We start from the raw sequence: 17,692 nt of genomic DNA on the forward strand, positions 1-17,692 counted from the left end.
TTATTTCCTTGGGTCGAAAGCATCGCGGGCGGATTCGCCGATGAACACCAGCAGGCTCAGCATCAGGGCCAGCACCGCGAAAGCGCTGATCCCCAGCCAGGGGGCCTGCAGGTTGGATTTGCCCTGCGCGACCAGTTCGCCCAGCGAAGGCGATCCGGCAGGCAGGCCGAAGCCCAGGAAGTCCAGTGCTGTCAGGGTACCGATCGCACCCGTGAGAATGAACGGCATGAAGGTCATGGTCGATACCATGGCGTTGGGCAGTATGTGGCGGAACATGATCGCGCCGTTCTCCATACCCAGTGCGCGGGCGGCACGCACGTATTCCAGGTTGCGGCCCCGTAGGAACTCTGCACGCACCACGTCCACCAGACCCATCCAGGAGAACAGCAGCATGATGCCCAGCAGCCACCAGAAGTTGGGCTGCACGAAACTGGCCAGAATGATCAGCAGGTAGAGCACCGGCAGCCCGGACCATACTTCCAGAAACCGCTGGCCCAGCAGATCGACCCAGCCGCCATAGAAGCCCTGCAGCGCACCGGCCACCACCCCAATGATCGAGCTGAGAATCGTCAGGGTCAGGGCAAACAGCACCGAGATCCTGAAGCCATAGATCACCCGTGCCAGCACATCACGGCCCTGGTCGTCAGTGCCCAGCAGGTTCTCCCGCGACGGCGGGGCGGGAGCGGGGACTTTCAGGTCATAGTTGATGCTCTGGTAGCTGAACGGGATCGGCGCCCACAGGGTCCAGCCGTCCTTGGCCGCCAGCAGCTCCTTGATGTAGGGGCTCTTGTAGTTGGCTTCCAGCGGGAATTCACCACCGAAGGTGGTTTCGGGATAACGCTCCAGCACCGGGAAATACCATTGGCCGTCGTAACGCACGGCCAGCGGCTTGTCGTTGGCGATCAGTTCGGCGCCCAGGCTCAGGCCGAACAGCAGCAGGAACAGCCACAGTGACCACCAGCCGCGTTTGTTAGCCTTGAAACGTTCGAAGCGGCGGCGATTGAGAGGAGACAGCTTCATATCAATGCTTCCTGCTTTCAAAGTCGATGCGCGGGTCTACCAGCGTATAAGTGATGTCGCCAATCAGCTTCACCACCAGACCCAGCAGGGTGAAAATGAACAGCGTGCCAAACACCACGGGGTAATCGCGGTTGATGGCCGCTTCAAAACTCATCAGGCCCAGACCGTCCAGGGAGAAGATCACTTCCACCAGCAGCGAGCCGGTGAAGAAGATGCCCATGAAGGCGGCCGGGAAACCGGCAATCACCAGTAGCATTGCGTTGCGGAACACATGGCCGTACAGCACTTTGTGATTGCTCAGGCCCTTGGCCTTGGCGGTGGTGACGTACTGTTTGCTGATCTCGTCGAGAAAGCTGTTCTTGGTCAGCAGGGTCATGGTCGCGAAGTTGCCGATCACCAGCGCAGTGACCGGCAGCACCAGGTGCCAGAAGTAATCGAGAATCTTGCCCGCCGTGCTCAGCTCTTCGAAGTTGTTTGAGGTCAGCCCGCGCAAGGGGAACCAGTTGAAGTAACTGCCGCCGGAAAACACCACGATCAACAGAATCGCGAACAGGAACGCCGGTATCGCGTAGCCGACGATGATTGCCGAGCTGGTCCAGACGTCGAAGTGGCTGCCGTGTCGGGTGGCCTTGGCGATGCCCAGTGGGATCGACACCAGATACATGATCAGGGTGCTCCACAGCCCGAGGGAGATGGACACTGGCATCTTCTCGACGATCAGGTCGATCACCTTGGCGTCCCTGAAGAAGCTGTCACCGAAATCCAGCGTGGTGTAGTTCTTGATCATGATCCACAGGCGTTCCGGCGCGGACTTGTCGAAGCCGTACATGCGCTCGATTTCCTTGACCAGCGCCGGGTCCAGACCCTGCGCGCCCCGGTAGTTCGAGCCCGCTACCGAAACCTCCGCACCGCCGCCGGCGATGCGGCTGGTGGCACCGTCGAAGCCTTCGATCTTGGCGATCATCTGCTCGACAGGTCCGCCGGGCGCGGCCTGGATGATGATGAAGTTGATGATCAAGATCCCGAACAGGGTCGGAATGATCAGCAGCAGCCTTCGCAGAATATAGGCCAGCATGTTATTGCTCCGTGCTCGCGGGGGCAGCCTGGTCAGGGGCGGGTTGAGTCGGCCCCATGGGCTTGGCGTCTGGCTTGACCCACCAGGTCATCAGGCCGATGTCCGACAGTGCCTTGGCTTGCGGGTGACCAATGTGGTTCCAGTACGCGACCCGCCAGGTCTTGATGTGCCAGTTCGGCACGATATAGAAGCCCCACAGCAACACCCGGTCCAGCGCCTTGGTGTGGTTGATCAGGCTTTGCCTCGAATCTGCGTTGATCAGGCCGCTGACCAGTGCGTCGACCGCTGGGTCCTTGAGGCCCATGAAGTTGCGGCTGCCAGGGTTGTCGGCGCTGGATGAATCGAAATAGACCCGCTGTTCGTTGCCGGGGGAACTGGACTGCGGAAAGCTGCTGACGATCATGTCGTAGTCACGCGAGCGCAGTCTGTTGATGTACTGCGAGACGTCAGCGCGGCGAATCACCAGCTCGATGCCCAGGTCGCTGAGGTTGCGCTTGTAGGGCAAAAGGATGCGTTCGAACTCGGTCTGAGCCATCAGGAACTCCAGTTTGACCGGGTTACCCTGACTATCGACCATCTTGTCATCGACGATCTTCCAGCCCGCTTCCTGCAGCAACTGAAACGCGCGACGCTGCTGTGGCCGAATCATGCCGCTGCCATCGGTGACCGGCAGCTTGAACGCTTCGGTAAAGACCCGATCCGGAATCTTGCCGCGCAATGGCTCCAGAATCTTCAGTTCTTCAGGGGAGGGCAGGCCGCTTGAGGCCATTTCCGAGTTGTCGAAGTAACTTTTCGTGCGGCTATACGAGCCGTTGAACAGCTGCTTGTTGGTCCACTCGAAATCCAGCAGCAGGGTCAGCGCCTCGCGCACGCGCACGTCCTGAAACACTGGTTTGCGCAGGTTGAAGATGAAACCCTGCATGCCGGTCGGGTTGCCGTTGGGCAGCTCTTCCTTGATCAGCCGACCTTCTCTGACGGCAGGCGTGTCGTAGGCAGTGGCCCAGTTCTTGGCGCTGGTTTCCATCCAGTAATCGAACTGACCGGCCTTGCCGGCTTCCAGTGCCACTGTGTTGTCACGGTAATAGTCGGTGGTCAGGACGTCGAAATTGTAAAAGCCCTTGTTGACCGGCAGGTCTTTGGCCCAATAATCCTTGACTCGCTCGTAGCGCACCGAACGACCGGCTTTCACGTCTGCGACCTTGTAGGGGCCGCTGCCCAGCGGGAAATCCAGATTGCCCTTGCTGAAATCTCGCGTGGCCCAGAAATGCTTGGGCAGAACCGGCAGTTGGCCCAGGATCAGCGGCAACTCACGGCTGTCGGCGTGCTTGAACTTGAACATCACGCGCAACGGGTCTTCGACGATGACCTGATCAACGTCGGCGTAGTAGCCGCGGTACATGGGCGAGCCATGCTCCATCAGCGTCTTGAAACTGAATTCCACGTCTTCGGCGCGAATGGGATGGCCGTCGTGGAAGCGTGCCTCGGGGCGCAGGTAGAAACGTACCCAGCTGTTGTCCGGGGCCTTTTCGATCTTGCTCGCAATCAATCCGTATTCGGTCAGAGGCTCGTCCAGACTTCCGCGTGCCAGGGTGTCGTAGATCAGGCCGATGTCATCTGCCGGCACGCCCTTGTTGATGAACGGGTTCAGGCTGTCGAAACCGCCAAAGCCCGCCTGGCGAAAGGTGCCGCCCTTGGGGGCGTCCGGATTCACGTAGTCGAAGTGTTTGAAATCGGCCGGGTACTTGGGCGCTTCGTCATACAGCGTCAGGGCGTGCTGAGGTGCAGCCTGTACCGAGCAGGCCAGGCTTGCCAACAGCAGAGCGGCTGTTCGCAGGCGCAGGGAATGCAAAGAGTTCATCGGGGCTTCTCCAGAGACTTGAGCCACCACGCACGCAGCCCCAGGGTGTAGGGCGGGGTGGTGACCATGGCGAATCGATTGCGATACGCAAGGCGATGATTGTTCAGGTACCAGTTCGGAATGCTGTAGTGCTGGGACAGCAGGACGCGATCCAGCGCGCGGACGGTGGCCACTTGCTCATCGCGGGTCTGCGCGGCCAGCAGCTTGTTGAGCAGGCCATCCACCACCGGATTGGCGACACCTGCGTAGTTCTTGCTGCCGTGGATGGACGCCTGGCTCGAATGAAAGTACTGCCACTGCTCCAGGCCTGGGCTGAGCGTCTGCTGCAGGGTCATGAGGATCATGTCGAAGTCGAAGCGATCCAGGCGCTGCTTGTACTGTGCGCGGTCCACGGTGCGCAGGCCCGCATTGATGCCCAGGCGGCGCAGGTCTTCGATATAGGGCAATAGAATGCGTTCCAGACTGGGATTGACCAGCAGGATCTCGAAACGCAGCGGCTGGTTGTCGGCATTGAGCAGACCCCTGTCTGTGAGCTTCCAGCCTGCGCTGCCCAGCAGGCTCAATGCCTTGCGAAGGGTTTCACGCGGGATGCCGCCGCCATCGGTTTTCGAGGGCATGAATGGTTGAGTAAAGAGGCTGGGCGGCAGCTGGTCCCGATAGGGCGCGAGCGCAAGCCATTCACCACCTGTTGGCAGCCCGGTCGCGGAAAACTCACTGTTCGGGTAGTAGCTGGTCGAGCGTGCATAGGCATCGCTGAACAGCGTCCGGTTGGTCCATTCGAAGTTGAACAGCAGCCCCAGTGCTTCGCGCACCCGGACATCGGCGAACGCCGCGCGGCGGGTGTTCATGAACAACCCCTGGGTCTGGGTCGGAATCCGGTGCGGTATCTGCGCCTTGATCACGTCACCGTTGGCAACCGCCGGAAAGTTGTAGCCGTTGGCCCAGTTTTTCGCCTGATGCTCGATATAGATATCGAACTCGCCGCCCTTGAACGCTTCGAAGGCCACGTCGTTGTCGCGGTAGAACTCCACTTCGACGCGGTCAAAGTTGTACTTGCCGCGGTTGACCGGCAGGTCCTTGCCCCAGTAATCCTTGACCCGCTCGAAGATCAACTGGCGCCCCGGTTGCACACGAGTGATGCGATAGGGGCCGCTGCCCAGTGGCGGCTCGAAGGTAGTGGCCTTGAAGTCCCGGTCCTTCCAGTAATGCTGCGGCAGTACCGGCAGTTCACCCAGACGCAGGATCAGCAGCGGATTACCGGCCCGTTTGAACACAAAGCGGATGCGGTGCCGGTCGAGAATGTCGACGCGCTGCACTTCCTGCAGGGCGGTGCGGTATTGAGGGTGACCGTCCTTGAGCAGCGTGCGGTACGAGAACGCCACGTCGTAGGCGGTGATCGGCTTGCCATCGTGAAAGCGCGCCTGAGGGCGGATGTTGAACACCACCCAACTGCGGTCTTCGCTGTATTCGACAGACTGGGCGATCAGGCCGTAGCTGGAGGTCGGCTCATCGCCGGAAGGGTCGTACTGCCCGGTGCCGACCATCAGCGTCTCGTTGAGCTCATTGACGCCGTATTGCAGGAAATTGCCGGTCGATACCGGGCTGGTGCCTTTGAAGGTGTAGGGGTTGAGCGTGTCGAACGTGCCGAAGGCCATCATTCTCAGGGTGCCACCCTTCGGCGCCTCGGGATTGACCCAGTCGAAGTGAGTGAAGCTTGCCGGGTACTTGAGGACGCCAAACTGCGCATAACCGTGACTTTCGGTAATGGCTGCATTGGCGCAGAAGCTCAAGGCCAGACTGACGATTAGCAGGAAGGGACGTATCACGATCCAGGCGACTTGGGCTTTCGGGTCGCTAACAGTAACAGCTTGTCCCGACAGGAAAAAGACTGGAGAAGGGCGCATGACTGGAGAACAACAGGGTGCAGGCGTTCAGGTCAATTTCGGGTGGTAATACGGAGGCTTTTCTGGACCATGCCAATGCAGGGCATCGGCATGATCCGGAGCAGTTCATCAGTGTGGCAGATAGACCGTGAGGGTCTGGCCGGGCTTGAGAGCCTGGCCGGTACGCGGGTTCCAACGCTTGAGATGTTGCATCTCGACGTTGAAGCGCTTGGCGACCAGATACATCGAGTCACCTTTCTGGATCTTGTACTGCATGGATTTCTTTTCGCCATCCTTGCTGCTGGCGCTGGCAACGGCCTTGCTGCTGGTTTTGCTGGTTTTGCTGTTGTCCTGCATCACCAGAGTCTGACCGATCTTGAGCTTATGACCGGACAACTTGTTCCAGCGCTGCAAATCCTCCACATCGACCTTGTTGGCCTGTGCGATGGTGGTCAGGTTGTCGCCGTTCCTCACTTTGTAGGTGCGGCTGCGAGCAGGCTTCTCATTGCTGGCCAGTGCTTCGAACACCGGCTGCGAGGTATTCAGGCCCGGCTTGACCGGAATGCTCAACGACTGGCCGGCTTTAAGGCGATTGCCCGCCAGCTTGTTGTTGCTCTTGATCGAGCTGACGGTCACCTGATAACGGCTTGCGAGGCTTTCAAGCGTGTCGCCACGGCGAACGCGGTAAGGCTGCCAGGCGACCAGCTCTTCCTGCTTCATGGTCGACAGGCTGGCGGTCAACAGCTGCGCCTTGGACGTTGGCACCAGCAGATGCTGGGGGCCGTCGATGGTCAGGCGCTTCTTGAAAGCAGGGTTGAGCTGGATAAGCTCGTCTTCGTCGATGTCGGCGGCGCTGGCCACCTTGGACAGGTCGACGCGCTTGTTGAGCTCGACAACTTCGAAGTAGGGTTCGTTGGCAATCGGGTTCAGATTGACGCCATAGGCTTCCGGCGACAGCACCACCTGTGACAGCGCCAGCAACTTGGGCACGTAATCACGGGTTTCCTGCGGCAGCGGCAGGTTCCAGTAGTCGGTCGGCAGGTTGAGCTTGTCGTTGCGTTCGATGGCGCGGCTGACCGTGCCTTCTCCGGCGTTGTAGGCCGCGAGCGCCAGCAGCCAGTCACCGTTGAACATGTCGTGCAGACGTGTCAGGTAATCCAGTGCGGCAACGGTCGACGCCTGAATGTCGCGGCGTCCGTCGTAGAAATTGGTCTGACGCAGATTGAAGTAGCGCCCCGTCGACGGAATGAACTGCCAGAGGCCTACAGCCTGGCTGCGCGAGACGGCCATCGGGTTGTAGGCGCTTTCGATAACAGGAAGCAGGGCCAGTTCGAGCGGCATGTTGCGCTCTTCCAGACGCTCGACGATGTAATGCATGTAAAGACTGCCGCGCTCGCCAGCGTTTTCCAGAAAGGAAGGGTTGTTGGCGAACCAGAGGCGTTGCTGATCGATGCGAGGGTTCTGATCGTTACCCTGCTGCAACTGGAAACCCTGACGCATACGCTCCCAGACATCCTGAGGCGGTGCTTGCGGGGTGGCAGTCTTGTTGGTCAGAAAGATGGGTTTTTGCTTGATGCCGGTGGCCAGATTCGGCGCGCGGTATGAGCTGGAAGAATCGACGTGGGCTGTGCTCTGACAGCCGACCAGAAGCGCACTCGCTGCTACAGCCACGGCCTGGGCCAACCGAGTCAATGCGTCCGAATTTACAGGCTTGCTAATAGATGACGACATTGTTCGGGGGGTACATCCAGACGAAAATGTCGGGCGATTCTAGAAAGCGTGCTGCCGCTGGTCAACCTTTCAGAATTTTATTGCGATTTGACGGTCGTTTCAGAACTTGTCTTTCCATGCCCTCAAGCGGGCAAAGACCGCACTCTGCGAGGTGTTTTCCACGCCGGCCCGTTCGTCCGCTTTTTCTTTAACGGATGTTTCATGGGTACGCAGGAAGGGGTTGGTGCGTCGTTCAAGCGCCAGATTGGAAGGCAGGGTGATACGATTTTCCTCACGCAACTTAACAACCGCAGCAAGGCGCTCGGCGATATCCTCGTTGTCGGGCTCGACGGCCTGAGCGAACTTGAGGTTGCTCAGTGTGTATTCGTGGGCGCAGTAGATCAGGGTGCTGTCCGGCAGGGCGGCCAGTCGGCCGAGCGATGTATGCATCTGCTCCGGTGTGCCTTCGAACAGCCTCCCGCAGCCTGCTGCAAACAGGGTGTCGCCGCAGAACAGCAGCGGCCGGGTGGCGTCATCGTGGTAGAAGGCTATATGGCCGAGGGTATGTCCCGGAACCGCGTGAACGGTGAAGTCCAGACCCAGCACTGTAATGACGTCATGGTCGACAAGCGCAACGTCGCGCGCAGGAATGGTTTCCGCCTGCGGCCCCGACACCGTGGCATCCGTCACTTGCTTTAGCTGCGCGACACCGCCTACGTGATCGTTGTGGTGATGCGTGATCAGGATATCGGTGAGCTGATGATCCGGGTGATCGTTCAGCCAGGCCAGCACCGGGGCTGCGTCTCCCGGATCGACCACGGCGCAGCGTTTGGCCGAAAGGTCTTGTAACAACCAGATGTAGTTGTCATTGAAAGCGGGAAGGGCATGGATCTGTATCATGGCGCAGTTCGCATCACAGGGAACAATCGTGCATCTTAGAGTCTGTTGCCGTTGTATGCGAGCACCTCTGGAGGAGAACTCATGACCGATGAAGCGTTCGCTCAGGCTGATCCTGAGTGGCTTGCCCTGATCAGCGCCGCTCGCCAATGGCTGTCCGGCCCGCTGGGCCAGCTTCTGCTCGAAGAGGAGCGCCGGGTTCTGGAAGAGGAACTCGGCCGCTACTTTGGCGGCTACCTTGTGCATTACGGACCGTCGGCCGAAACCCCGCCGGTGGCGCATCAGGTCCAGCGCAATGTAAGGATCGGCGCGCCATTGCCGGGGGTCGAAATCGTCTGTGAAGAACAGGCCTGGCCGTTGAGCGAGCACGCCGCCGACGTGGTGGTGCTGCAACATGGTCTGGATTTCTGCCTGTCGCCCCATGGCCTGCTGCGTGAAGCTGCCAGCAGCGTGCGCCCAGGCGGGCACTTGCTGATCATCGGCATCAATCCCTGGAGCGCCTGGGGCGTACGCCATGTTTTTGCCCGCGATGCTTTGCGCAAGGCCCGTTGCATCTCGCCTTCACGCGTTGCCGACTGGCTCAACCTGCTGGGCTTCGCGCTGGAGAAACGCCGCTTCGGATGCTATCGTCCGCCCCTTGCTTCGGCGGCGTGGCAGGCACGGCTTCTAGGGCTGGAAAACCTTGGCGAAGGGCGACAGAGCCCCGGCGGCGGCTTCTATCTTCTGGTCGCACGCAAGCTGGTAGTGGGCCTCAGGCCATTGCGCCAGGTGCGTCGCGAACCGATGGGCAAGCTGATTCCGCTGCCCATGGCCAAGGTCAGCCGCACCACCCAGGACTCCTGAGTCCAGACCTGCCCACGCCCGCCATGAAGCCCATCATTCTGGAAAGGTTGTAATGAGCGATAGCGTAGAACTCTTCACTGATGGCGCCTGCAAAGGCAACCCCGGCCCCGGCGGCTGGGGCGCACTGCTGGTCTGCAAGGGCGTTGAAAAGGAGCTGTGGGGCGGCGAAGCCAACACCACCAACAACCGCATGGAACTGACCGGCGCCATCCGCGGCCTCGAAGAGCTCAAGCGTCCCTGCGAAGTCACGCTGGTCACCGACTCGCAATACGTGATGAAAGGCATCACCGAGTGGATGGTCAACTGGAAGAAACGCGGCTGGAAAACCGCAGCCAAGGAACCGGTCAAGAATGCCGATCTCTGGCAGCAACTGGACGAACAGGTCAGCCGACACACCGTGAAATGGCAATGGGTACGCGGTCATATCGGCCATCCCGGCAACGAGCGTGCCGACCAGTTGGCCAACCGCGGCGTCGACGAAGTGCGTGGCATCAAGCACGGCTAGACTGACATCGTCCTGTCTGCCGCAGGGTGAGGCAGGGGAACAGGCTGGCAAGGGCTGCGACATGCTAATATCGCGGCCTGCAAACGAGGCATCAGTTCATGGCATTGCAAAACACAGACAACAGATCGATCGTACTCGACACCGAAACCACCGGTATGCCGGTGACCGACGGGCACCGCATCATCGAGATCGGTTGCGTCGAGCTGATCGGCCGTCGCCTGACCGGGCGGCATTTTCACGTTTACCTGCAACCTGATCGCGAGAGTGATGAGGGCGCGATAGGCGTGCACGGTATCACCAACGAATTTCTGGTCGGCAAGCCGCGCTTTGCCGAAGTCGCCGATGAATTCTTCGAGTTCATCAAGGGCGCGCAGCTGATCATCCACAACGCGGCGTTCGACGTTGGCTTTATCAACAACGAATTCGCGTTGATGGGTGCTCACGACAAGACCGACATCACCCAGCACTGTACGGTGCTCGACACCCTGATGATGGCCCGCGAGCGGCATCCGGGGCAGCGCAACAGCCTCGATGCACTCTGCAAGCGCTACGGCGTCGACAATTCGGGTCGTGAACTGCACGGCGCCTTGCTCGACTCCGAGATTCTGGCTGACGTCTATCTGGCAATGACCGGCGGACAGACCAGTCTGTCGCTGGCGGGCAATGCGTCCGATGGCAATGGTTCGGATGGCGGGTCGAGCAATCGTGGCAGTGAGATCCGCCGCCTGCCTGCCGATCGCGCGCCGTGCCGAATCATTCATGCCAGCGAAAGTGAACTGGCCGAGCATGAAGTGCGTATGTCTACGATCGCCAAGGCATCCGGCGCGCCTGCGCTGTGGGTGCAACTGCTGGAGGCCCAGGCGCAGGCTTCATCCTGACAGCAACCGGCAAAGTGGTGACATGACTGTGGCAAACCCTGCTCTGAGTATCCGCGTCGCGGACGAGTGCTTCGAGGATTACATCCTCAACAGCGAATTCACGTTTACCGTTCGCGGTTACGCAACGCCGAAGGTCGGGGAAAGCGTCGAGTCCTGGCAGGTGGAGCCGGTAGAGCCTTATCGCAAGAATTACGGCATCGACTCACAGGAGTTCTGTGATTACCGGGATTCTGCCGGCAGCTCGGTGCTGGTTGCCTGGCTGGACGGTCGAGCCGTCGGGCACATGGTGCTCAGGACCCACTGGAGCGGTTATGCCTATATCGATGAGTTGGCCGTCGACGAGTCGGCGCGACGTCATGGTGTCGCGCGGTCACTGCTGGACGTCGCCCAGTTCTGGAGTCGCAAGCGCAACCTTCCCGGCATCATGCTGGAAACCCAGAACAACAATCTGGCGGCCTGCAAGCTGTATGAGCAGTGTGGATTCGTGGTTGGCGGTGTGGACCACATGCGCTACAGGGGCATCGATCCGCAGACCCGCGAGTCGGCGATCTTCTGGTACCTGATCTTTCCCCAGCCCTGATTCGCGCATGAACAGGGCCTGATTGTCGGGGGGTTACTTCGGCAGGCGGGTCATCTTCACGCCGGACTGCACCAGCTCGAAATCGTCCCCGCCCAGATGCTTGACGCGGTCGCCGATAGCCAGGCGATAAGTGATCACAGGCTGACCCTGAGCCTCATCGGGCTGCGATTCATGAAATTCATGCACCGGATAAACGCGACCTTCCGCATCTCTGGCATGAAATTGTCCGACGAGAACTGAAGCCATTTGCTTTGAAACCTCTGAAACTGAATATAACTGCTGGTTTACGAATTCATCGAGGGGTGTAGACCACTGATTTATAGGGGAGTTTGCCGCCTGCAAAAAAATAGTCGGCGCTTGTGTCTGCCGGGGCAGGGAATGAAAGCGCCTTCGGTTCGTCTAAACCCCTTGCGTGATCTATACCTTACCCTTTCATGAATCAGATGACGGATATTTCCATGAGCCAGATTCATTCCATCGCCGTATTGGTCGGCAGTCTACGCAAAGCGTCCATCAACCGTAAGATCGCCCTTGCTCTGGCGGAGCTGGCCCCTGCGAATTTAAAGCTGAATATCGTCGAAATTGGCGATCTGCCGCTGTACAACGAAGACATCGATGGCGAATCTGCTCCGCCTGCCTACACCACATTTCGCGAGCAACTCGCGGCCGCTGACGGGTTTCTTTTCGTGACGCCCGAGTACAACCGCTCGGTGCCAGGTGCTCTTAAAAATGCCATTGATGTAGGCTCGCGCCCTTACGGCAAAAGTGCGTTCAGCGGTAAGCCGGGTGCGGTCATCAGTGCGTCCCCCGGCGCGATCGGCGGCTTTGCTGCAAACCATCACCTGCGCCAGTCACTGGTATTTCTGGATGTGCCTTGCCTGCAGCAGCCGGAAGCCTATCTGGGCAATGCCGGCACATTTTTCGATGAGGCCGGTACGCTGTCCGAAAAGACACGACCCTTTCTGCAGAGCTTCATCGACGCGTTCGTCGCCTGGGTTGAAAAGAACCACAAGGCTTGAGTGCCGTGCGCTGATTGGTCTCCGCTCAGGCGGGCTGACGAATTGCCTTATGTAACGCAGTCCTTCGGCTGCAATCAATAAGCTGTTCCCTTTTGTCCCTGTGCACGCTGTCGAGCAGCGTGTACAGGGCATGATTTCAAGGAAACAGTACATGCCCGCGTCACCTCCCTATTTTTTCAGTGAATCACTCAGGTCGCAGTTCGTAAGCGATGTACAGGAAGCGGCTGACGCTTCCCGAATCACCTTGGCTCAACGCGACTGGCTAACGAGACTGGCAGACACCGAAGGCCCGACATTGCCTGAGTCGGCGTTGCCCAGAGTCGATAAACTGGTCCTCAGCGGCACCAGAGTGCAGCTGGCCGAACTGGCCGGTGCGCTGTTGATCAGTGATCCTGTCGATTCCGATGCTCCGGTTTTCCTGAGCACGCTGCTGTTGGGTATCGAGTCGTTCGACAATCGCGTGTCACTCCTTATGGCGTTGAAGAAGCGATTCCCGGAGCTCGATTTCGAGTCGGTTGAAATCGACGCCGAGCATGTGCAGACCCCACTGTTCGAGACGCAATCGCGCCTGATCATGATTCAGCAGGCTGCACACATCGAGAGCCTGTCCGGACAATTGCATGCGCTGCCAGACTTGCGGAGCGTGCTGGGGCAGGGGCTCGACGCAAGGTTGCAGGCGCTGAGCCCCGAATTCCATGTCGATGTCTTCTGCCATCCTGTGCAACTGGTCGACACGACCCAGTCAATGAGCGTCGTCGGTGTCCAGCGTCTGGATGAAGTCGTGCTGGATGAATATGTTTCCCGCACGCTGCCGACCGGCCTGAAACGCCAGTATCTGGATGCGCGTGGGCGGATGTTATCCGACGGGCAGGTGCAACGCTGCACGAATGCCATTTCGCAGACGATCAAAAATGCTGTCGGAACGTATGAGCAATCGCTGACGGATTTCTGGGCATCCACGCGAAGCGATGGCCAGGCCGTTCGCGACGTTTGCGTTCAGGCGCTGACGGAATCCTTTCGTCAGCATCTGCTGTCGAGCCGCAGCAACGGCTCGTTGAGCGCCGCCGAATTTCGCCGTTTGCGCTGCCTCATACCGTCGTGCGGTACGTCGCCGCAGTCCGAATCGATCAGGCTTCGACGGCTGTCGGTCGTCGTTGGCAGCAACGAGCCGGTCAAGCTGACCGGACTGTTCATGATCGATTTCGAGCAGGGGGAGCCGAGTGGCGTTTACCTTTACTCCTTTCTGAGAGGTTTCAGGCATTTTGCCGATTCGAATCAGGTCCAGGCGTACCTTTCCGATGGTCAGGGGCGTTCAGATCTGCTGCTTTTTTCGTCCTTGAACGATCAGCCGCTGATTGAGGCGCCCGGTCAGGTCGAATCGCATACGGAGACACTGACGGCGTCGCTCTTTCCCCATTGTCTGGACCTGATCATTGCCCTGCAAAAGCGCAGTCTCCGGTATACCCTGGGGTTGGCGACGCTCGGACATGCGAGAACACCGGTCCGAGTCGATGATGCTCTGGATATCAGGGTTCTGCTGGACTCCCGTTTGATGGGTTTGCATGGACCGGGTCGCTGGCGCTCGGGTGAGAGTGCGTTCGAGCGTATCTGGCAAACCAGTACTGCTGTCGTGCACGATGTCAGTTTCGAATCTGTGGGTACCTGGGCCGGCAAACTGGAAAAAATGGAGTTGCTGTTCCGAGAGGTGTCACTGCTGCACCCCGGCGTGGACGGCTGCATGCGCAGCGCACTCAACTTTTATCTGGCCCTTGTGGGTGATGCCAATCTGGATTCTCGCGAACTCCGCGTGGCTTCCCTTTCGGGTGATGAAGACTCGATGCCCTTGCTTTCATGGGCGCTCGGAAGGGTTTGCGGGCATTCAGGCGGGGCATTGACCGGTGCGCTCGTTGTGGGTGGCGAGCTTCCTCCATCGCCCCGTTCGCTGGCGCAGAGCCTGCCTGTGACGATAATCGAGGAGATGGTCAATTGCGTGCTGGCCGATTTTGCCTCGCGTTATGAACGTCAGATTGACGAGTTCTATACGCATCAGACGCGCTATCTGAATACGTATGTAAAACCCGGTGCAGTGATGAGGCTTGTCCGGGAGTACGGCCTGCGCCTGGAGCTGACCATGCAGAGGCGTCTTGGCAAGGTCTCCGGACCGGTGCTGGACAGTCTGGAGCAGGTCCTCAACAGGCCATTGCCTGCGTTGAGGCAGGAACTGGGTCAGGCTCGAGTCGAGGCTTATACCGTGTCTGCCCGGTACGGCAGCCCGGAGCGTCGCATCACGCTTCCCAATGTGTTCGTCTTATGCAAAAAGCAGCAAGGCGATCATCCGGTCATATGGTCGCCGACTCATGGACTCAGGAGCTTCGAATCACTGACGGCATTGAAGGCACAGATCACGCTGGAGATGACATCCTTACCCGCCACCGGACTGAGAGGGCTGTTATCGGAGCCAGACAGGCAGGCAATGCTTGAGTACCTGAGTGGTACGCGTGCGCCTGATGTCAGGATCGATCTGCATTTCATCAGCGGGCATTTTATCGAGACGCTTCAGGAGCAGGAGATCGAACGGCAGCGCCACACGATCACCAGCCTTTACCAGCAGGCCGTTGAGCGACAATTGGCCCCGACTGTGTTCAGCCACCTCCTGGATTCGGTAGAGCGTGACGACACCAATCGCCATGCCCTGAACCATCTGGGTGTCATCATTCAGTCGGTCGTCTACCAGACCATCGTGCCCCAGTGGATCAGCGACGCCTCGATGCAGGAGCAAGTGGTTCTTATCGATATCCTTCAGCGTTTCTACGTGAACTGCGTCGCGCAGAAGGATTTTCTGTTCGGTATCCCCAGCCTCTATGAGTATTCCCGCCGACAACTGATTCTCAGGTTGATGCACGATTTTCCAGAGCAGGCCATCGAGCCTGACGATATTACGGTCACCCTGACGCATTACATTCCCGCGCCGGTGCCGCCCGGCCAGATCACCGCACTGCCAGCCGCGACCGAGCGGGTCAGTGAGAGTCTTGGTGAATACGCCGTGAACCGATTCATGTCCCGGCAGGATGGGGTTCTTACGCTTGCGGCGAACAAGGGAAAGACGCTCGATCCTTCCCTCACGGCGGCTTACGTCCGTGACATGACAGACTCGCTCGATATTGCGAAAGGTTATCGGCGTTTGCTGGGGGCGAAGCTGGTCGAGAGTGACCCCGATTACCTCACCCGGAAAAAACTGTTCTCCGAACAGATGCCGGCGACAGGGCTGCTCAGTGCTTTTACATCGACCTTGAAGAAGGAGCTGTCTGAAGACGCATTCGTCTTTATCAACCACGTTCTGAACATGCCTGATGGTCTTGCCCGCCTGCCTGCCATGGGGCGCGAGGTGATGATCAGTCCGCTCTGTCTGCTACCGGCCACTGAGGGGTGGGCGCCTACCACGGTCGTCAATACGTACATTATCGGGCCTGCCGAGTCTTCAAGTACCACACCGGGTCCATGGGTGCTTTACGCACCGCTGAACGGAGATTTTGTATTTCGGGAGTACGTTGACCTTGACGGGCTGTTAACTGAGATTCGTACCTCCGAGAGCCTCCAGGCATTCATCCTTGATCGCATCGAGCCGGACCATCGCAAGATTTATGACAACGGCGGTTTTATGGAGCCGCATCTGCCGTTCAGCGTCGAGTCTTCCTTCGATCTGCCTTTGGTGCGCCCGCAGCCGGTGACGCTGCAGGTGCGACCCTACAAAGGCAATGCGCTGGACCTGTTGTTCAAAGGCACGCTGCAATCTCTCACGCTTCAGGTACGGCAACAGACCGTGACCAGCGATGAGTTGCGAAGTACCGCGACGCGATACCTTTTCGGACTGGCTGCCGAACAGGTCATGGCGCTATTGCCGGGTCGGCTGGGGGCGCTGGTCGGGGTGTTGCAGGGGCAGAGCCTGTTGAGCAGATCGGCCGCTTCGGCCGGGGAGCAACACTGGGGCCAGGCCGTGGCGGAATTCATGGCAGCCCTCTGCATGCTGATCTCATCGGGGTTGAACGTGCAGATGGACGGTACATCGAATTTGGATGATGACGCAGGCGATCAGTCTGCGCAGGTAGAACCCGAGGCTGAGGAGGAAGAACCTGGAGAAGTGCTACCTTTTCCCGAGTTTTCCTGGTCGAATAATTCCCTGACCCAGCAGATCCGCACCCGGCTGCGTCAGTTCGAGGTTCACGACGTAGCGCTTGAATCCCTGCATAAGGATGAGCTGTTCAACACCTACAACGATCCGGTCAGCGGGAAGAAGTATGCCGCTATCGACGGCAACGCCTATGAGTTGCGCTCCGACCGGGATGGCTGGTTCATTGCCTCGAAAGACATGGCTGGCCCGCCAGTGGTACTGGACAAGGATCAGCGCTGGAAGCTGGATCTGCAGATGGGCCTCAAGGGCGGCGGCGGTATCGTCACGCGTCTCAAGAACAGCCAGCTCGATATCAGCATTGATGAAGCACTGGCAGTGGATTCGAGCGGTATGCTGGATATCCGCCGTACCTTCAGGGGAATGGCGCTGGCCATTGAGGAGGGGCATGCACAGGCGCAGCGCTATCTGGAAAACTGTCTGGACAACCTGCGCCTCAGATTGCCGGAAAATTCGGTGGATGCTCGTGCGCAGGGAATCATTGGCGAATTCTTCGGAACCAGCTCGCCTGATGCCCGTGCTTACGATGTTGTCAGGCAGTCGGTGACCAAACTGTACAACGCACTCATGGATCCGACTCTTTCGCCTATTGACTCGCCGCGCTTCGTGGTTGGCGTGAACAGGAGTGGTCGTGAGGAATGCAGTGCGTTCGTTTTCGAAGCGGATCCGCAAAAAAGGATTTTCCTGACCGAGCAGTTCTTCCGGCTTCCTGCCTACCGGTTCAAGATGAAGGCGATGCGTTCAGGCAGTTTCCACTTTGGCGCCCATTATCGAGCAGCCATTCTGATTCACGAGCTGTCTCATCAGGTGCTCAAGACCGAAGACATCGCTTACGTTGACTCTCAGGCGCCCTTTGCCGATCTGCTGGAAGACACGGCAGGTTACCGGTTGCGCATTCGCAATCAGCAGATAGCCCTGCAGCAAAAGGTCCTTTCCTATCAGACGGATCGCAGCCAACTGTTCAAGCAGCTGGAAGACGGGCTATGGCGGGATCTGAAGCGCGCCGATGGCGATGGCAAGAAGACGATCCTGCACATCACGGGCAAAAAGACACTGGATGAAGCGCGCGATGTTTTCTACGCCGATGTCGATAAGCGTACGGACATCATGCTCAGCAATGCCGATTCACTGACGTTGCTGGTGACCTTGCTCGGCAGGGAGCGGTTCGCTCGTTAAGCGGGCGGCTCTGATGATGTTCATCAGAGCCGCCATTTCGGTTCATTCAACCCGTACAGCTC

General features: G+C 58.9%; 13 protein-coding genes. 6 read left to right on the forward strand and 7 right to left on the reverse strand.

The window, feature by feature from the left end:
• The 6 genes from AC0IXS_RS23255 to gloB form a co-directional block, all read right to left on the reverse strand.
• Positions 1–1,020 (reverse strand): ABC transporter permease, encoded by a 1,020-nt coding sequence (locus AC0IXS_RS23255; protein WP_004883914.1) that lies wholly within the window; start codon positions 1,018–1,020, stop codon positions 1–3.
• Position 1,021: 1 nt separating this feature from the next.
• A complete protein-coding gene (locus AC0IXS_RS23260; RefSeq protein ID WP_004883916.1) occupies positions 1,022–2,095 on the reverse strand; it encodes a microcin C ABC transporter permease YejB in 1,074 nt (357 codons plus the stop codon).
• Position 2,096: 1 nt separating this feature from the next.
• Complete coding sequence (locus AC0IXS_RS23265) at positions 2,097–3,953, reverse strand: extracellular solute-binding protein (RefSeq protein WP_471825783.1); 1,857 nt, start codon at positions 3,951–3,953, stop codon at positions 2,097–2,099.
• The gene (locus tag AC0IXS_RS23270; protein WP_471825785.1) at positions 3,950–5,779 is read right to left on the reverse strand and encodes an extracellular solute-binding protein; all 1,830 of its coding nucleotides are present in this window, start codon (positions 5,777–5,779) and stop codon (positions 3,950–3,952) included. The genes AC0IXS_RS23265 and AC0IXS_RS23270 overlap by 4 nt, the downstream gene beginning before the upstream one ends.
• A gap of 186 nt (positions 5,780–5,965) precedes the next feature.
• Entirely contained in the window at positions 5,966–7,567 is a 1,602-nt protein-coding gene (locus tag AC0IXS_RS23275; RefSeq protein WP_057410003.1) for a LysM peptidoglycan-binding domain-containing protein, read from the reverse strand.
• Positions 7,568–7,666: 99 nt separating this feature from the next.
• A complete protein-coding gene (gloB, locus tag AC0IXS_RS23280; RefSeq protein WP_057410004.1) occupies positions 7,667–8,446 on the reverse strand; it encodes a hydroxyacylglutathione hydrolase in 780 nt (259 codons plus the stop codon).
• Between the two features lie 81 nt (positions 8,447–8,527).
• Between gloB and AC0IXS_RS23285 the strand changes: the two genes are divergently transcribed.
• The 4 genes from AC0IXS_RS23285 (at position 8,528) to AC0IXS_RS23300 (ending at position 11,249) form a co-directional block, all read left to right on the forward strand.
• Positions 8,528–9,286, forward strand: a complete 759-nt coding sequence (locus AC0IXS_RS23285; protein WP_057410005.1) for a methyltransferase domain-containing protein — start codon at positions 8,528–8,530, stop codon at positions 9,284–9,286.
• Between the two features lie 52 nt (positions 9,287–9,338).
• The gene (rnhA, locus tag AC0IXS_RS23290) at positions 9,339–9,791 is read left to right on the forward strand and encodes a ribonuclease HI (RefSeq protein ID WP_004883928.1); all 453 of its coding nucleotides are present in this window, start codon (positions 9,339–9,341) and stop codon (positions 9,789–9,791) included.
• A gap of 98 nt (positions 9,792–9,889) precedes the next feature.
• Positions 9,890–10,669: a DNA polymerase III subunit epsilon gene (dnaQ, locus tag AC0IXS_RS23295; RefSeq protein ID WP_122847654.1), complete on the forward strand. Its 780-nt coding sequence runs from the start codon at positions 9,890–9,892 to the stop codon at positions 10,667–10,669.
• Positions 10,670–10,691: 22 nt separating this feature from the next.
• Complete coding sequence (locus AC0IXS_RS23300) at positions 10,692–11,249, forward strand: GNAT family N-acetyltransferase (protein ID WP_004883930.1); 558 nt, start codon at positions 10,692–10,694, stop codon at positions 11,247–11,249.
• A 33-nt stretch (positions 11,250–11,282) separates the two neighbouring features.
• Here AC0IXS_RS23300 and AC0IXS_RS23305 read toward each other — a convergent pair whose 3' ends face one another.
• Positions 11,283–11,495 carry a hypothetical protein gene (locus AC0IXS_RS23305; protein ID WP_004883932.1) on the reverse strand — a complete coding sequence of 71 codons (213 nt, stop codon included), beginning with the start codon at positions 11,493–11,495 and terminating at the stop codon, positions 11,283–11,285.
• A gap of 212 nt (positions 11,496–11,707) precedes the next feature.
• Between AC0IXS_RS23305 and AC0IXS_RS23310 the strand changes: the two genes are divergently transcribed.
• Both AC0IXS_RS23310 and AC0IXS_RS23315 read left to right on the forward strand, forming a co-directional pair.
• Positions 11,708–12,268 carry an NADPH-dependent FMN reductase gene (locus AC0IXS_RS23310; protein WP_471825788.1) on the forward strand — a complete coding sequence of 187 codons (561 nt, stop codon included), beginning with the start codon at positions 11,708–11,710 and terminating at the stop codon, positions 12,266–12,268.
• 151 nt (positions 12,269–12,419) lie between these two features.
• On the forward strand, positions 12,420–17,630 hold the full coding sequence (locus tag AC0IXS_RS23315) for a dermonecrotic toxin domain-containing protein (RefSeq protein WP_471825789.1): 5,211 nt from the start codon (positions 12,420–12,422) through the stop codon (positions 17,628–17,630).
• Positions 17,631–17,692 lie beyond the last annotated feature (62 nt).

Source organism: Pseudomonas sp. AC016, from assembly GCF_979253365.1.